This window comes from Pseudomonas sp. UFMG81, assembly GCF_015354575.1.
Taxonomy (GTDB): Bacteria; Pseudomonadota; Gammaproteobacteria; order Pseudomonadales; family Pseudomonadaceae; genus Aquipseudomonas.
Genome location: NZ_JACAFQ010000017.1, coordinates 146,597 through 163,570, shown reverse-complemented (window position 1 = coordinate 163,570; position 16,974 = coordinate 146,597). Strand labels below are relative to the sequence as shown.

Here is a 16,974-nt window from a genome sequence, read left to right as displayed (position 1 = left end):
GCCCCCTTGCGCTTGCCCCCACCCCCACGCTTCTTCTTCCACGGTGCACCCTTGCCGCCAGGCGCCAGCGGTGGCCCGCTGATGGTCAGGCGCATCCCCGCGCAACGCTGCACCAGCTTGCCCATCCACGCTGACTGCCGGGCGACGAACTCTTCGAGGGTCATCTCACCGCTTTGCACCATGTCCAACGCCTGCTCCCAGATCGCCGTGGTGCCGGGGTCGGCGATGGCGCGGGGCACCGCGTCGATCAGGCTGAAGGCGGCGGGGGTGGCCGACAGCGCCTTGCCCTGCTTGACCAGGTAGCCGCGGTCGAGCAGGCCCTGGATGATGCTGGCGCGGGTGGCCTCGGTGCCGATGCCGGTGGTTTCCTTGAGTTTCTGCTTCAGTAGCGGGTCGTCCACCAGCTTGGCGACGTTCTTCATCGCCTTGATCAGGTCGCCTTCGGTGAAGGGCTTGGGTGGTTGGGTCCACAGGTCTTTCAATTGCAGATCGTGCACCGCGCAGTCCTGGCCCTCGCGAAGCGTTGGCAGTACCTGCGCCGGGGGCGCCTCGCGGCCTTTGGCCGGGGTGAGCGCCTCGGGCAGTGCGCGGCGCCAGCCCGGTTCGACGATCTGCTTGCCCACTGCGCGCAAGGCATGACCGGCGCAGTCGAACTCGGCTTGTGTGCGGTCGTATTCATGGTTGGGCAGGAACTGCGCCAGGTAACGGGCGCGGATCAGCGTGTACACCGCCTTGTGCTTGGGCGGCAGGCGCGACGGGTCGCTGGCGGCGGCGGTGGGGATGATGCCGTGGTGGGCGCTGACCTTCTGGTCGTTCCACGCCCGTGAGCGGCGTTGTGCGTCGAGGTGCGCTTGCAGGGGGGCGAGGCTGGCATCGGCACGTTGCAGCGCGGCGAGGATCGCCGGCGCCTCGCCGTGCTGGCTGAGTGGCAGGTAGCCGCTGTCGCTGCGCGGGTAGGTGATCAGCTTGTGGGTTTCATACAGCGCCTGGGCGATGTCCAGGGTTTCCTGGGCGCCGAGGCCGAATTTTTTCGAGCACAGTTCCTGCAGCGTGCCCAGGTCGAAGGGCAGCGGCGCCGCTTCGCGCACGCGCTCGGTGGCCACCTTGAGCACCCGCGCCACGCCTGCGGCCTGCATGGCGACGGCGGCCTGTTGCGCCAGTGCCTGGTGCAGGCAGCGGCTCTGGTCGTCACAGGCGTCTTCTGGGGCGCGCCATTGTGCATTGAACACTTGGCCCGCGCTTTCCAGTTGCACGTCGATGGCCCAGAAGGGAACGGGCACGAAATCGGCGATGCTACGGTCGCGGTCCACCACCAGGCGTAGCGTCGGGGTCTGCACCCTGCCCACTGGCAGTACGCCCTGATAGCCGGACTGGCGGCCGAGCAGGGTGAACAGGCGGCTCATGTTCATGCCGATTAGCCAGTCGGCGCGCGAACGGCCCAGCGCCGAATGGTAGAGGCTGAAGGTTTCCTGCCCGGGCAGCAGCCGGCCCAGGGCCTTGCGGATCGAGGCGTCGTCCAGGGCCGATAGCCACAGGCGCTGGATCGGGCCACGGTAGCGGCAATGCTCGACCAGCTCGCGGGCGATCATCTCGCCCTCGCGGTCGGCGTCGGTGGCGATCACCAGTTCGCGAGCCTCGCCGAGCAGGCGCTTGACCGCCTTGAACTGGCTGGCGGTCTTGGGCTTGACGGTCATCTTCCACTTTTCGGGAATGATCGGCAGGTCCTCCAGCGACCAGCGCTTGTAGCGCGCGTCATAGCTGTCGGGCGGGGCCGTTTCCAGCAGGTGGCCGATGCACCAGGTCACGCACACGTCGGTGCCTTGCCAGCAGCCGTCGCCACGGCGCTGGGCGCCGAGCACCTTGGCGATGTCTTTTGCCTGGGAGGGTTTTTCGCAGAGGAACAGGCGCATGGCCGGGAACGCTTCATCACAGGAGGTGGCCACTAGGATGCGCAAGCCAGGGCGAGCAGGCAAGTTTTATCTGTATGCATGTACAGGTTTTATGCCCGCACTTTTGGCAGGGTTGCCCCAGCCAGTGGGTTGGACCTCGGGCCGGGAGCATGCGAAGTTTGGCCCTTCGCCTATCAGTCGTGTCACTGGACGATGTCGCTGGGGCGAATTTCCTACATGCAACAGGGATGTCACCCAATGCCCGTATTCGACTACAAGCAACTCGGCAGCGCGGCCTCCGGCGCGCTTTACAAGGACGCCATGGCCCTGGCCATGTACGCCTACCACGGTATCGACGATGGTTTCGCCGCCGGCTACCAGCAACACGGTTTTGGCCTCGGCCTGCCCGCCACGCTGGTCAAGGCGCTGATCGGCGGCACTGACAGCCAGGGCGTGATTCCAGGCATCCCCTGGAACCCCGACTCCGAAGCCAAGGCCCTGGCCCAGGTGCAGGCCGCCGGCTGGACACCGATCAGCGCCGCGCAGTTGGGCTACCTGGGCAAGACCGACGCGCGCGGCACGTTTCACGGTGAAACACCTGGCTACACCAGTGCCCAGGTGGAAATTCTCGGGCGCTATGACGCCAACGGCCAACTGACCGGCATCGGCATCGCCTTCCGTGGTACCAGCGGGCCGCGCGAGAACCTGCTGGGCGACACCCTCGGCGATGCGGTCAACGACCTGCTGGCCGCGCTGGGGCCGGCCGGCTACGCCCGCGACTATGCGGCCAATGCCTTCGACGGCCTGCTGGGCAGCGTCGCGGCGTTCGCCAAGGGCCATGGCCTGACCGGCGCCGACATCACCGTCAGCGGCCACAGCCTGGGCGGCCTGGCGGTCAACAGCCTGGCCGACCTGAGCGCGTCGCGTTGGGGTGGCTTCTACGGGGATTCGCGCTACGTCGCGTTCGCCTCGCCGACCCAGGCCGCCAACCCCGACAAGGTGCTCAACATCGGTTATGAGAACGATCCGGTGTTCCGCGTGCTCGACGGCACCTCGGCCACCTGGGGCACCGTCGGCGTACACGACGGCGCCAAGGCTTCAGCCACCAACAACATCGTCAACTTCAACGACCACTACGCCTCGGATGCCTGGAACCTGCTGCCGTTCTCCATCGGCAACATCGCCACCTGGCTGTCGCACCTGCCGGCCGCCTATACCGATGGCCTCGGCCGGGTGCTGGATTCGAGCTTCTATCAGTGGACCAGCCGCGACTCGACCATCGTGGTCAGCAACCTGTCCGACGTGACCCGCGGCTCGACCTGGGTCGAGGACCTCAACCGCAATGCCGAGGCGCACAAGGGCAGTACCTTCATCATTGGCAGCGAGCAGGCCGACCTGATTCACGGCGGGCGCGGCAACGATTACCTGGAAGGGCGTGCCGGCAACGACACCTTCCGCGACGACGGCGGCTTCAACCTGATCGACGGCGGCAGCGGCCACGACACCCTGAAGCTTGGCGATGCGCTGGCCAACCTGAGCATCGCCCGCGACGCCCAGGGCACCTTGTACGTGCGTGATGCCGGCGGCGGTATCAGCCTGGTGCGCAACGTCGAGAGCCTGGTGAGCAAGGAGCCGAGCCTGGTGATCTTCAGCAAGGAAGTCACTCATGCGGTGGCCGCGGACGGCCTGCTCGCCAGTGGCAAGCTCAACCCCTATGCCGCCGCGCAGAGTGGTGGCCAGGCGGGTGACACGCTGCAGGCGGGCAGCCAGGGGCAGTGGCTGTTCGGCTTGGGCGGTGATGATCGCCTGGTGGGCGGCGCCGGCAACGATGTGCTGGTGGGTGGCGTCGGCAACGACACGCTCAGCGGCGGGGCAGGGCGCGATACCTTCCTGTTCGATGGCCATTTCGGCCAGGACCGGGTGCTGGACTTCAGTGGTCAGGATCGACTGGTGTTCATGGGCGTGGACGGCGGTACGGCGGCGCCGGACTGGCGCGATCACCTCAGCCAGGTGGGCAATGACCTGGTGCTGAGCTTCGGCAAGGACAGCGTGACGCTGGTGGGGATCGCCGGGCAGGGCCTGGCGGACGGGCAGGTGGTCATCGCCTGACCGAATGAGGCCGCCGCGGCCAGGTGCCGCGGCGGTTTCAGGCAGGGATCAGTATTCCCAGAAGATCCGCTGCAGCTCTTTGCTGTCCTGGGTCTTGGTCATGGCGACCATGGCCAGGATGCGGGCTTTCTGCGGGTTCAGGTCGTGGGCCACGACCCAGTCGTTCTTGTCGTCAGGCTGTTCGGCGTTGCGCAGTACGAAACCGCCCTGGTTGACGTGGGACGAACGAATGATCTGCACACCCTCCTTGCGCAGTTCCTGCAGGGCAGGGACTACCCGCGAGGACACCGAGCCGTTGCCGGTACCGGCATGGATGATCGCCTTGGCGCCGCCTTGGGCGAGTGCCTTGTAGGCAGTGTCGGTCACGTTGCCATAGCCGTAGGCGATGTCGACCTGGGGCAGGCTGCTGATCTGCTTGATGTCGAATTCCGAATTGACCGTGTGACGCTTGGCTGGCAGGCGGAAGAAGTAGGACTTGCCTTCCACCACCATGCCCAGCGGGCCCCATTGGCTCTTGAACGCCTCGGTCTTGATGTTGACCGACTTGCTCACGTCGCGACCCGACTGGATCTCGTCGTTCATGGTCACCAGCACGCCCTTGCCGCGCGCGTCCTTGCTGCCGGCCACGGCCACGGCGTTGTACAGGTTGAGCATGCCGTCGGCGGACATGGCAGTGCCCGGGCGCATGGAACCGACGACGATGATTGGCTTGTCGGTCTTCTCCACCAGGTTGAGGAAGTAGGCGGTCTCTTCCAGGGTGTCGGTGCCGTGGGTAATGACGATGCCGTCGACATCCTTGCTCTCGGCCAGCTCGGCGACGCGCTTGCCCAGCTTGAGCAGGTCGTCGTTGCCGATGCTCTCCGAGGCGATCTGCATCACTTGCTCGCCGCGTACGTTGGCAATGTCGGCCAGCTCCGGCACGCCGGCAATCAGTTTGTCGATACCCAGCTTGGCGGCCTGGTAGGTGGCGCTGTTGGCGGCGCTGGCGCCGGCACCGGCGATGGTGCCGCCGGTGGCGAGGATCACCACGTTGGCGAGCTTCTGTTGTTGCGCGGCTTCCTTGGCGGAAACGGCGGTCGGCAGGACCAGCAGCAGGGCCAGGGCGCCCGGGGCGAAGGTCTTCAGTGCGGTATGGATCATTTCTGCTTCTCTCTTCCTGGTGAGATGTGTGCTGTGTCGCATGACTGCAAAGGCAGATTTCGTACCAGCTACTACCGTTCGTCGTATTTCATCTTCAAGCCATTGATATTCATGGTGTGTAACGTGAATGCGGTAGCCTTCGCCGGCTGCAGTCGTTCGGCAATCCGAACGAGTGTAGGAAAGATGTTCGGTTTTTCGGATAAATCACGGATAATCCGACCGGCGTGGCGGCAATTTGCCCACACGATGGATTTGACAAACGCGGGGCCTGTTTCCATAGTGAGTCACCGCAAACGTTTGCATCCGATAAAAATCACAAAATTCGGAGTCATTTCCATGAAGCTGCCGTTCCCCGGCCGTCCGCTGGCCCTCGCTGTGCTCTCCTCGTTGATCTTCGCCCTGCCGCTGTCTGCCGCCCATGCCGAAGACGCGCCCAAGGTCGCGCTGGTGATGAAGTCGCTCGCCAACGAGTTCTTCCGCACCATGGAAGACGGCGCCAAGGACTACCAGAAAGCGCACCCCAGCGAATTCGAACTGGTCGCCAACGGCATCAAGAACGAAACCGACACCGGTGAGCAGATCCGAATCGTCGAGCAGATGGTCAACGCAGGCGCCAAGGCCCTGGTGATCGCGCCGGCCGACTCCAAGGCGCTGGTCTCGGCAGTGAAGAAGGCCATGGACAAGGGCGTGATCGTGATCAACATCGATAACCGCCTGGACCCCGAAACCCTCAAGAGCAAGGGCATCAGCGTGCCGTTCGTAGGGCCGGACAACCGCAAGGGCGCGCGCCTGGTCGGCGACTACCTGGCCAGCCAGAAGCTCAAGGCGGGTGATCAGGTCGGCATCATCGAAGGCGTGCCGACCACCACCAACGCCCAGCAGCGCACCGCCGGCTTCAAGGATGCGATGGAAGCCGCGCAGATGAAGATCGTCTCGGTGCAGTCCGGCAACTGGGAGATCGACAAGGGCAACGCGGTGGCTGCCTCGATGCTCAACGAATACCCCGACTTGAAGGCGCTGCTGGCCGGCAACGACAGCATGGCCCTGGGCGCAGTCTCCGCCGTGCGCGCCGCCGGCAAGACCGGCCAGGTGCAGGTGGTCGGCTACGACAACATCAATGCCATCAAGCCCATGCTCAAGGATGGCCGTGTGCTCGCCACCCTCGACCAGGCGGCCAGCCAGCAGGCGGTGTATGGCATCCAGGCGGCGCTGAAGATGCTCAAGGGCGAGCAGCCGGGTGTGGATGCCGACAATGTCATCCAGACGCCGGTCGAGTTGATCACCAAGCCATAGGCCGCAAGGCCCCGTTTGTGGGAGCTGGCTTGCCAGCGATTACCGGCGCAGCCGGTGCCATGCACCGCGTTGCCTGCATCGCTGGCAAGCCAGCTCCCACAAGGGGCGTGCCAATTGAATCTGTTGGGAGAGCTGGCCATGTCAGTACCGGCCAATGAAACCGTGCTAGCCGTCAGCGGCCTGGGCAAGACCTACGCCCAGCCCGTGCTCGGCGACGTCACCCTTGAGCTTCACGGCGGCGAGGTGTTGGCCCTGACCGGGGAGAACGGCGCGGGCAAGTCGACGCTGTCCAAGCTGATCAGTGGCCTGGAAACCCCCACCACCGGGCAGATGCTGTTCCGTGGCCAGCCCTACACCCCCGGCAGCCGCGCCGAAGCCGAGCGTCTGGGTGTGCGCATGGTGATGCAGGAGCTCAACCTGCTGCCCACCCTGACCGTGGCCGAGAACCTGTTCCTCGACAACCTGCCCAGCCGCCTTGGCTGGATCAGCCAGAAGCGCCTGCGCCAGCTGGCCACGGCGGCCATGGCCCAGGTGGGCCTGGACGCCATCGACCCGGACACGCCAGTGGGTGAACTGGGTATCGGCCACCAGCAGATGGTCGAGATCGCCCGCAACCTGATCGGCGACTGCCGGGTGCTGATCTTCGATGAGCCCACGGCCATGCTCACCGCCCGCGAGGTGGAGCTGCTGTTCACCCAGATCGAGCGCCTGCGCCAGCGCGGCGTAGCCATCGTCTATATCTCGCATCGCCTCGAGGAGCTGCAGCGCGTGGCCCAGCGCATCGCCGTGCTGCGCGACGGCAAGCTGGTGTGCGCCGAACCCATCCAGCGCTACAGCAGCAATGAGTTGGTCAACCTGATGGTCGGCCGCGAACTGGGCGAGCATATCGACCTGGGCCGCCGCGAAATCGGCGCGCCGTTGCTCAAGGTCGACAAGCTCAGCCGTGGCGACAAGGTGCGCGATGTGTCGTTCGAGGTCAGGGCGGGGGAGATCTTCGGCATCTCCGGGCTGATTGGCGCCGGGCGCACCGAACTGCTGCGCCTGATCTACGGTGCCGACCGCGCCGACAGCGGGCAGGTCGCCCTCGGCCTGCCACCGCAGCCGGTGAGCATCGACTCACCCAAGGCCGCCGTGGCCGCCGGTATCGCCCTGATCACCGAGGATCGCAAGGGCGAAGGCCTGCTGCTGAGCCAGTCGATCAGCGCCAACATCGCCTTGGGCAACCTGGGCGCCGTGTCCCGTGCCGGGGTGCTCGACCGCGACGCCGAGCGCGATCTTGCCGAGCGCCAGATCGACGCCATGCGCATCCGCAGCGCCAGCTCCGCGCAGGCGGTCGGCGAGCTGTCCGGCGGCAACCAGCAGAAAGTGGTGATCGGCCGCTGGCTGGAGCGCGACTGCCAGGTGCTGCTGTTCGATGAGCCCACCCGCGGTATCGACGTCGGTGCCAAGTTCGACATCTATGGCCTGCTCGCCGACCAGGCCCGCCAGGGCAAGGCCCTGGTGGTGGTGTCCAGCGACTTGCGCGAGCTGATGCTGATCTGTGACCGCATCGCCGTGCTCAGCGCCGGCCGCCTGATCGACACCTTCGACCGTGACCACTGGAGCCAGGACCAGCTCCTCGCCGCCGCCTTCGCCGGCTACCAGAAACGTGACGCCCTGCTGCACGACGCAGCCCCCAGGATGGACGCATGAAAACCACCCCTCTCGACACCTCCGGCGCCGCGCCGGTTCGCCGCAGCGGCACTTACTTCGGCCTGGGCACCTACCTGGGCCTGGCCGGCGCCTTGCTGGCGATGATCGTGCTGTTCTCGCTGTTGAGCAGCCACTTCCTGTCCTACGCCACCTTCAGCACCCTGGCCAACCAGATCCCCGACCTGATGGTGCTGGCCGTGGGCATGACCTTCGTGCTGATCATCGGCGGTATCGACCTGTCGGTGGGCTCGGTGCTGGCCCTGGCCGCCTCGACGGTGAGCGTGGCGATCCTCGGCTGGGGCTGGGGCGTGCTGCCCTCGGCGCTGCTGGGCATGGCCGTGGCAGCGCTGGCCGGCAGCGTCACCGGCAGCATAACCGTGGCCTGGCGCATCCCCTCGTTCATCGTTTCGCTGGGCGTGCTGGAAATGGCCCGCGGCCTGGCCTACCAGTTCACCGACTCGCGCACCGCCTATATCGGCGATGCCTTCGCCTGGTTCTCCAACCCCGTCGCCTTCGGCATCTCGCCGGCCTTCATCATCGCCTTGCTGGTGATCGTGCTGGCGCAACTGGTGTTGACCCGCACGGTGTTCGGCCGCTACCTGATCGGCATCGGCACCAATGAAGAAGCGGTGCGCCTGGCCGGGATCGACCCGCGCCCGTACAAGATCCTGGTGTTCGCCCTGATGGGCGTGCTCGCCGGGCTGGCCGCGCTGTTCCAGATCTCCCGGCTCGAGGCCGCCGACCCCAACGCCGGGTCCGGCCTGGAGCTGCAGGTGATCGCCGCCGTGGTGATCGGCGGCACCAGCCTGATGGGCGGGCGCGGCTCGGTCATCAGCACCTTCTTCGGGGTACTGATCATCTCCGTGCTGGCCGCAGGCCTGGCGCAGATCGGCGCCTCTGAACCGACCAAACGCATCATCACCGGGGCGGTCATCGTCATCGCCGTGGTGCTCGACACTTACCGTAGCCGGCGCGCGAACCGGCGGAACTGAACCCATGGCAACCATCAAAGACGTCGCGGCACTGGCGGGTATCTCCTACACCACCGTGTCCCATGTACTGAACAAGACCCGCCCGGTCAGCGAGCACGTGCGGCTCAAGGTCGAGGCGGCGATCGCCGAGCTCGACTACGTGCCCAGCGCCGTGGCGCGCTCGCTGAAGGCGCGCAGCACCGCCACCATCGGCCTGCTGGTGCCCAACAGCGTCAACCCGTACTTCGCCGAACTGGCGCGGGGTATCGAGGACGCCTGCGAGCGCAACGGCTACTGCGTGATCCTGTGCAACTCCGACGATGATCCGCAGAAGCAGCGCAGCTACCTGCGCGTGCTGCTGGAAAAACGCATCGACGGCCTGGTGGTCGCGTCGGTGGGCGAGGATCGCGACCTGCTCGACAGCCTGGCCTGCGTGCGCACGCCGATGGTCATCGTCGACCGGGCGCTGGAGGGGGTCGAGGCGGACCTGGTGCGCATCGACCATGAGCACGGTGCGTACCTGGCCACCCGTCATCTGCTGGAACTGGGCCATCGTGAGATCGCCACCATCGCAGGCCCCGTCGATACCGGCGTCAGCCAGCTGCGCCTGGCCGGTTTTCGTCGCGCCATGGCCGAGGCGGGGCTGCGAGTCGCCCCCGGCCATGTGTTGCACAGCGACTTCACCAGCCCCGGTGGGCATGCCGCTGCGGCGCGCCTGCTTGACGGCGAGCGGCCGACGGCGATCTTTGCCGGCAACGACATGATCGGTTTTGGGGTGCTGCGCGCCGCCGCCGAGCGCAACATCAACGTCCCCGGCGAGCTGTCGGTGATCGGCTTCGATGACATCGAGCTGAGCCGCTACGTGTACCCGGCGCTGACCACTGTCGGCCAGTCGATCCGCGAGCTCGGCGAGAACGCCGCAGCGCTGCTGCTGTCGCGCATCGGTGCACCGCGCCGTTGCGAGGCCGAACAGCGCATCGTCGCCCCGCGTATCGTCCTGCGCGAGTCCACCGGGCCGCGCCCGGACCTGTTCAACGATTACCGATAAGGAATGCCCATGAATGCCAAGGTGGTTGTGGTCGGCAGCCTGAACATGGACCTGGTGGCGCGCGCCCAGCGCCTGCCGCGCGGCGGTGAAACCCTGGCCGGCGACAGCTTCTTCACCGCGCCCGGTGGCAAGGGCGCCAACCAGGCCGTGGCGGCGGCCCGGCTGGGCGCCAGTGTGGCGATGGTCGGCAATGTCGGCGATGACGCCTACGGCCAACAGCTGCGCCAGGCCCTGGAAGTGGAGGGTGTCGACTGCCAGGGTGTCAGCGTGTGCGGCGGCGTTTCCAGCGGTGTGGCGCTGATCGTGGTGGACGCCGCCAGCCAGAATGCCATCGTCATCATCCCGGGCGGCAACGGCCGGCTCGGGCCTGAGTCAGTGCGCCGCTTCGACAGCTTGCTGCAGCAGGCCGAAGTGGTCATCTGCCAGCTGGAAGTCCCCACTGCCACCGTGGCCTGGACCCTGGCCCGAGGCCGTGAACTGGGCAAGACGGTGATCCTCAACCCGGCACCGGCTACCGGCCCGCTGCCGGCGGAATGGTTCGCCCATATCGACTACCTGATCCCTAACGAAAGCGAGGCCGAGGCCCTGGCTGGGCTGAAGGTCAGCGATCAGGACAGTGCGCGCCGCGCGGCGGAACGCCTGCGCCAACTGGGGGCGGGCAAGGTCATCGTGACCCTGGGGGCCCAGGGTGCGTTGTTGGTCGACGCAGACGGCGCTCGGCACTTTCCGACGACACCGGTCAAACCGCTGGACACCACGGCGGCCGGCGACACCTTCGTCGGCGCTTTCGCCGCCGGCCTGGCCCGTGGCCTTTCGCTGCAAGACGCAATCGTTTTCGGGCAGCGCGCCGCAGCGTTGTCGGTCACCCGAGTGGGCGCTCAGCCGTCGATTCCCTATTTGAAAGAGCTGACACCATGAAGAAGACGCCGCTGCTGAATATCGCCCTGTCGCGGGTGATCGCCGGGCTGGGCCATGGCGACATCCTGGTGATCGGCGACGCCGGTTTGCCGGTGCCGCCTGGGGTCGAGCTGATCGACCTGGCGTTGACCCCGGGCATCCCTGATTTCGCCAGTGTGCTGCGCGTGGTGCTGAGCGAAATGCAGGTGGAGCGGCATGTGCTGGCCGAGGAGATTTTCCAGGCGCTGCCACCGGCGTTGGCCGAGGTTGAACGTTTGCGTGGCGAGGGGGCGATCGGCCAGCGCCAGCAAGTGGGGCATGCCGAGTTCAAGGTGCTGTGTGAAAGGGCGCGGGCGGTGGTGCGTACCGGTGAGTGCCAGCCCTACAGCAATATCGCCCTGGTGGCCGGCGTTACCTTCTGATTGCAAAGGCGAGGGCTGTGCCCTCGCATCGCTGGCAAGCCAGCTCCCACAGGTTGCGGCGCAACCTGTCATTACCACCCAAGCAACAAGGAGTGCTAAATGTCCCTCAAGCGCCTGTTTCAAGGAGCTGTCCTCATGTCCGCGCTAGCCAGCACCAGCCTCATGGCCGCCCCGCGCGACCTGATCATCGATACCGACCCCGGTGCCGACGATGTGGTCGCGCTGCTGCTGGCCATGGCCTCCAAGGAAGAGCTGAATATCCGCGCCATCACCACGGTCGCCGGCAACGTGCGCCTGGAGAAGACCTCGCGCAACGCCCGGCTGGCCCGTGAATGGGGTGGCCGCGAGGATATCCCCGTGTACGCCGGGGCAGGGCGGCCGCTGGTGCGTGCACCGATCTACGCCGCCAATGTGCACGGCGAAGAGGGCCTGACCGGCGTGCAGGTGCACGAGCCGAGCAAGCCCCTGGCCAAGGGCAATGCCGTGCAGTACCTGGTGGACACCCTTGGCGCCGCCGAACCCCACAGCATCACCGTGGCCATGCTCGGCCCGCAGACCAACCTGGCGCTGGCGCTGATCCAGCAGCCAGACATCGCCAAGGGCATCAAGGAAGTGGTGATCATGGGCGGCGCGCACTTCAATGGCGGCAATATCACCCCGGCGGCGGAGTTCAACCTCTTCGCCGACCCCCATGCCGCCGAGGTGGTGCTGGCCAGCGGCGTCAAGCTCACCTACCTGCCGCTGGACGTGACCCACAAGCTGCTCACCAGCGACGCGCGCCTCAAGCAACTGGCCGCGGTGAACAACCAGGCCAGCAAACTGGTGGTGGATATTCTCAATGCGTACATCAAGTTCGATATGGACACCTACGGCATGCCCGGTGGCCCGGTGCACGATGCCAGTGTGATCGCCTACCTGCTCAAGCCCGAACTGTTCAAGGGCAAGCAGATCCACATGGTGGTCGACAGCCGTGAAGGCCCGACCTTCGGCCAGACCGTCGCCGACTGGTACGGCGTGCTCAAGCAGCCGGCCAACGTGATGTGGATCGAGGAGGGCGATGCCCAGGGCTTCTTCGACCTGCTCAGCGCCCGCTTGGCTCGACTGAAATAGCCGCACTCGGCGCGTGGTGTTCGAGCACCTGCTCGATGAAACTGCGCGCCGCTTCACCGCCGAGGTCGCGCACCAGCAGGTCGATGGCGATCAGCACCAACTCTTCGGGCGTGCCCGGGCTGTAGGCGCTCTGGCCTTCGTCCCATTTCACCTTGATATCGGCATCGATGCTGTGGCTGCTCATGTGGGGCTCTCGCGTGGGCCTTGGCTGTGGGGTCGAATGCCGGGTCCTGGCGTTCGAGGGGGAGGCGAGGCGCGCTCCACTTCTTGCAGTAAATCATGCCTTTGCCGCAGCGGCCCTGCGACTTAGGCATAAGTGACGGTTTTTCGCGAACCCCTGGTTTGGTGCAAAATCCGGTCACGATTGCGTTTCGCGTCTGCTGCGGGGTTCAGGCAGAATCTTGCGGTTTTGCAACAAACAGTTGAAGGAACTGTCGCATAGGCAGGTTCCCTGATCGATCTAGGAGGATTCATGTTCCGTACCCGCGCTACCCTGGCGACCCTGCTGCTGGCCAGCGTCCTGGCAGGCTGCAGCACCGGCGGCTCGTCGGGCGGCAGTGCCGCGCCCACTGCTCCAGCCGGCAACGATGGCCGCTGCGAAGCCAGTGGCGCCGACTTCACTATCGGCAAGCCGGGCACCCCGGAGTTGCTCGAGCAGGCGCGCAAGGCCAGTGGTTCGCAGATGGCGCGTATCCTCAAACCGCACGATGTGATCACCCTGGAGTACCGCTCGGAGCGCTTGAACCTGAATGTCGACGAGAAGGGTGTGGTGACGCGCGTCAACTGCGGTTGAACCCAGGCCCTGCAACGGCTCTGTAGCCGCGGCCTTGTGCCGCGCAAGAGGGCAGGGCTGGCGCGATACAGGCAATAAAAAACCCGCCACAAGTGGCGGGTTTTTTTGTAGCGGTAGCCGAATTACTCCGGACGAACCTGTGCAGCCTGCATGCCCTTCTGGCCTTTCTCGGCAACGAAGGAAACAGCTTGGCCTTCTTTCAGGCTCTTGAAGCCGTCGGATTCGATGGCCTTGAAGTGAACGAACAGGTCGTCGCCGCCGCCTGCTGGGGTGATGAAGCCGTAGCCTTTTTCATCATTGAACCATTTGACGGTGCCGTTTTGGCGATTGGACATGAGGTGAATCTCCAGAAACATGATTTTTTTTCGAAGTGCGATGTTGCCGAGGCTACAGGTGCACGGGCGACATCATAGTCCATTTCTGCGCATGTAGCGCCTATTACCTTCGCAGGATGTTGATCCAGCGCAAATGATCTGCGCGATGGCCGGATAGCCCTGCCTATTTCGGCTTGCAGGCGGCTTGTACAGTCATCTGCGCCTTCTGCATCAGCTTGGCGTCGACGCCGTCCTGGCTGTCGAGGTCTTCGATCTCCTTGTTATTGAAATTATCTTTGATGGCCTTGGCACCGCATTCGCAGTGCTTCTTCGCCGTGGCCGCATCCACGCCCTGGGCGCTCGCCACTTGCTGGCACTGCGCCATGTAGGCGCCTTCCTTGCCTGCTGGGAAGTTGCCCGCGTTGGCCGCCAGGGGCAGCAGCAGGGCGCTCGCGGCACAGGCGGCCAGAAGAGACTGAAGTCGCATAACCACACACTCCTTAGGTTAAGGTCTCATCAAGAGTAGGTTGCTTCAGAAGGTCTGATCGGAAATTTTCCGCACAAGTTCATCCCGTCTGCGCAATTTCCAAATAAATCTGCGCCCCCGCACAACCCGCGTGCTAGCATGCTCGGCTTGCAGCTTGCCACTGGCGGCTCGCAACTTTTTACCTTCCAGTCACTCTGGTTCGACCCTGGCAGACCGAACAGGTCTCTGCCACTGTGAGGCAGGCTTTCCCCACGGAAAGGCAGGGCGGATCTTGTACTGGCTCATCCCAACCCACGTGACCTTTGGTAGGGGTCACCACTAGGAGAGGAGGCGCCATGCCCGTTATTACTCTTCCCGATGGCAGTCAACGCACGTTCGACCAGCCGGTATCCGTAGCCGAAGTCGCCGCCTCGATCGGCGCAGGCCTGGCCAAGGCGACACTCGCCGGCAAGGTCGATGGCAAGCTGGTCGATGCCTGCGACAAGATCGCACACGACGCCACCCTGCAGATCATCACCCCCAAAGATGCAGAGGGACTGGAGATCATCCGTCACTCGTGCGCCCACCTGATCGGCCACGCAGTGAAGCAGCTGTATCCGACCGCCAAGATGGTGATCGGCCCGGTGATCGACGAAGGCTTCTACTACGACATCGCCTACGAGCGTCCCTTCACCCCGGACGACCTCGCCGCGATCGAAAAGCGCATGCAGCAGCTGATCGACACCGACTACGACGTGGTCAAGAAGATGACCCCGCGCGCCGAAGTCATCGACGTGTTCACCCAGCGTGGCGAGGACTACAAGCTGCGCCTGGTCGAGGACATGCCGGACGAGCAGGCCATGGGCCTGTATTACCACGAAGAATACGTCGACATGTGCCGCGGCCCGCACGTGCCGAACACCCGCTTCCTCAAAGCCTTCAAGCTGACCAAGCTGAGCGGCGCCTACTGGCGCGGCGATGCCAAGAACGAGCAGCTGCAACGTGTGTACGGCACCGCCTGGGCCGACAAGAAGCAGCTGGCGGCGTACATCCAGCGCATAGAAGAAGCCGAAAAACGCGACCACCGCAAGATTGGCAAGCAGCTCGACCTGTTCCACCTGCAGGAAGAAGCCCCGGGCATGGTGTTCTGGCACGCCAACGGCTGGACCGTGTACCAGGTGCTCGAGCAGTACATGCGCCAGGTCCAGCGTGAAAACGGCTACCAGGAAATCAAGACCCCGCAGGTTGTCGACCGTATCCTCTGGGAGCGTTCCGGTCACTGGTCCAACTACGCCGAGAACATGTTCACCACTTCGTCGGAAAACCGCGACTACGCGGTAAAACCGATGAACTGCCCGTGCCACGTGCAGGTGTTCAACCAGGGCCTGAAGTCCTACCGCGACCTGCCGCTGCGCCTGGCCGAGTTCGGCGCCTGCCACCGCAACGAGCCGTCCGGCGCGCTGCACGGCATTATGCGCGTGCGTGGCTTCGTGCAGGACGACGCGCATATCTTCTGCACCGAAGAACAGGTGAAGAAAGAAGCCGCCGACTTCATCAAGCTGACCCTGGACGTGTACAAGGACTTCGGTTTCACCGACGTCGCCATGAAGCTGTCGACCCGCCCCGCCAAGCGCGTGGGCTCCGAAGAGCTGTGGGACCGTGCCGAAGGCGCACTGGCCGACGCCCTGAACGAGTCGGGCCTGGAGTGGGAATACCAGCCGGGCGAGGGCGCCTTCTACGGGCCGAAGATCGAGTTCACCCTGCGCGACTGCCTCGGCCGTAACTGGCAGTGCGGCACCCTGCAGTACGACCCGAACCTGCCCGAGCGCCTGGACGCCAGCTACATCGCCGAAGACAACAGCCGCGTGCGCCCGGTGATGCTGCACCGCGCCATCCTCGGTTCGTTCGAGCGCTTCATCGGCATGCTCATCGAGCACTATGCCGGCGTGTTCCCGGCGTGGCTGGCCCCGACCCAAGCCGTGATCATGAACATCACCGACAAACAGGCCGATTTCGCCCTGGAAGTGGAAAAAGCCCTGAACGGTAGCGGATTCCGTGCCAAGTCGGACTTGAGAAATGAGAAGATCGGCTTTAAAATCCGCGAGCATACGTTGCTGCGGGTCCCTTATCTTTTGGTTATAGGGGATCGCGAAGTCGAAACGCAAACCGTCGCTGTGCGCACCCGCGAAGGCGCAGACCTGGGCTCGATGCCCGTCGCGCAGTTCGCTGAGCTGCTGTCGCAAGCGGTTTCCCGGCGTGGTCGCCAAGAATCGGAGTAATGACTATTAAGCGTGAAATGAGAAACGATAAACGAACTGCACCGAAAGCCCCGATCAACGAGAATATCTCGGCACGCGAGGTTCGGTTAATTGGTGCTGACGGCGAGCAGATTGGCATCGTCTCGATTGATGAAGCGCTGCGTATCGCTGATGAAGCGAAGCTGGATCTGGTGGAAATCTCTGCAGACGCGGTGCCGCCCGTCTGCAAGGTGATGGACTACGGCAAGCACCTCTTCGAGAAGAAGAAGCAGGCCAACGAAGCCAAGAAGAACCAGAAGCAGATCCAGATCAAAGAAATCAAGTTTCGTCCAGGGACGGAAGAAGGGGATTACCAGGTAAAACTACGCAACCTGGTACGTTTCCTTAGCGATGGGGACAAGGCCAAGATCTCTCTGAGATTCCGCGGCCGTGAGATGGCCCACCAGGAGCTGGGCATGGAGCTGTTGAAGCGGGTCGAGGCTGACCTCGTGGAATACGGCACCGTTGAGCAGCATCCGAAGATGGAAGGACGCCAGCTTATGATGGTCATCGCCCCCAAAAAGAAGAAGTAA

Annotated in this window: 16 protein-coding genes; 11 read left to right on the top strand and 5 right to left on the bottom strand. The window is 64.7% G+C overall.

Features of this window, described 5'->3' with window-relative positions; all coding sequences use genetic code 11:
- A partial coding sequence (locus IX761_RS15455) for a DNA topoisomerase III (RefSeq protein ID WP_194790439.1) occupies positions 1-1,910 on the bottom strand: 1,910 nt, incomplete at its 3' end.
- Positions 1,911-2,147: 237 nt separating this feature from the next.
- On the opposite strand from IX761_RS15455, the gene IX761_RS15450 reads away from it, so the two are divergent.
- Positions 2,148-3,998 (top strand): polyurethanase, encoded by a 1,851-nt coding sequence (locus IX761_RS15450; protein ID WP_194790432.1) that lies wholly within the window; start codon positions 2,148-2,150, stop codon positions 3,996-3,998.
- Positions 3,999-4,046: 48 nt separating this feature from the next.
- Here the strand turns inward: IX761_RS15450 and IX761_RS15445 are convergent, their stop codons facing one another.
- Entirely contained in the window at positions 4,047-5,138 is a 1,092-nt protein-coding gene (locus IX761_RS15445) for an asparaginase (RefSeq protein WP_194790431.1), read from the bottom strand.
- A gap of 336 nt (positions 5,139-5,474) precedes the next feature.
- On the opposite strand from IX761_RS15445, the gene IX761_RS15440 reads away from it, so the two are divergent.
- From IX761_RS15440 to IX761_RS15410, 7 genes are all read left to right on the top strand, one after another.
- Positions 5,475-6,431, top strand: a complete 957-nt coding sequence (locus tag IX761_RS15440) for a sugar ABC transporter substrate-binding protein (protein ID WP_194790430.1) — start codon at positions 5,475-5,477, stop codon at positions 6,429-6,431.
- Between the two features lie 138 nt (positions 6,432-6,569).
- Positions 6,570-8,123: a sugar ABC transporter ATP-binding protein gene (locus IX761_RS15435; protein WP_194790429.1), complete on the top strand. Its 1,554-nt coding sequence runs from the start codon at positions 6,570-6,572 to the stop codon at positions 8,121-8,123.
- A complete protein-coding gene (locus IX761_RS15430; RefSeq protein ID WP_194790428.1) occupies positions 8,120-9,115 on the top strand; it encodes an ABC transporter permease in 996 nt (331 codons plus the stop codon). Before IX761_RS15435 ends, IX761_RS15430 begins: the two co-directional genes overlap by 4 nt.
- A gap of 4 nt (positions 9,116-9,119) precedes the next feature.
- Entirely contained in the window at positions 9,120-10,142 is a 1,023-nt protein-coding gene (locus IX761_RS15425) for a LacI family DNA-binding transcriptional regulator (protein WP_194790427.1), read from the top strand.
- Positions 10,143-10,151: 9 nt separating this feature from the next.
- Complete coding sequence (gene rbsK / locus IX761_RS15420) at positions 10,152-11,060, top strand: ribokinase (protein ID WP_194790426.1); 909 nt, start codon at positions 10,152-10,154, stop codon at positions 11,058-11,060.
- Positions 11,057-11,461: a D-ribose pyranase gene (gene rbsD / locus IX761_RS15415; RefSeq protein ID WP_194790425.1), complete on the top strand. Its 405-nt coding sequence runs from the start codon at positions 11,057-11,059 to the stop codon at positions 11,459-11,461. The genes rbsK and rbsD overlap by 4 nt, the downstream gene beginning before the upstream one ends.
- 99 nt (positions 11,462-11,560) lie before the next feature.
- Entirely contained in the window at positions 11,561-12,571 is a 1,011-nt protein-coding gene (locus IX761_RS15410) for a nucleoside hydrolase (protein ID WP_194790424.1), read from the top strand.
- On the opposite strand, the gene IX761_RS15405 is transcribed toward IX761_RS15410, so the two are convergent.
- A complete protein-coding gene (locus IX761_RS15405; protein WP_194790423.1) occupies positions 12,543-12,755 on the bottom strand; it encodes a hypothetical protein in 213 nt (70 codons plus the stop codon). The two genes, IX761_RS15410 and IX761_RS15405, sit on opposite strands and share 29 nt — an antisense overlap.
- Positions 12,756-13,043: 288 nt before the next feature.
- Between IX761_RS15405 and IX761_RS15400 the strand changes: the two genes are divergently transcribed.
- On the top strand, positions 13,044-13,364 hold the full coding sequence (locus IX761_RS15400) for an I78 family peptidase inhibitor (protein ID WP_194790422.1): 321 nt from the start codon (positions 13,044-13,046) through the stop codon (positions 13,362-13,364).
- 122 nt (positions 13,365-13,486) lie between these two features.
- On the opposite strand, the gene IX761_RS15395 is transcribed toward IX761_RS15400, so the two are convergent.
- Entirely contained in the window at positions 13,487-13,699 is a 213-nt protein-coding gene (locus IX761_RS15395) for a cold-shock protein (protein WP_194790438.1), read from the bottom strand.
- A gap of 163 nt (positions 13,700-13,862) precedes the next feature.
- The gene (locus IX761_RS15390) at positions 13,863-14,165 is read right to left on the bottom strand and encodes a hypothetical protein (RefSeq protein WP_194790421.1); all 303 of its coding nucleotides are present in this window, start codon (positions 14,163-14,165) and stop codon (positions 13,863-13,865) included.
- A 335-nt stretch (positions 14,166-14,500) separates the two neighbouring features.
- Here IX761_RS15390 and thrS point away from each other — a divergent pair, with 335 nt between their 5' ends.
- Entirely contained in the window at positions 14,501-16,423 is a 1,923-nt protein-coding gene (gene thrS, locus IX761_RS15385) for a threonine--tRNA ligase (protein ID WP_194790420.1), read from the top strand.
- Positions 16,423-16,974 carry a translation initiation factor IF-3 gene (gene infC, locus IX761_RS15380; RefSeq protein WP_172670897.1) on the top strand — a complete coding sequence of 184 codons (552 nt, stop codon included), beginning with the start codon at positions 16,423-16,425 and terminating at the stop codon, positions 16,972-16,974. Before thrS ends, infC begins: the two co-directional genes overlap by 1 nt.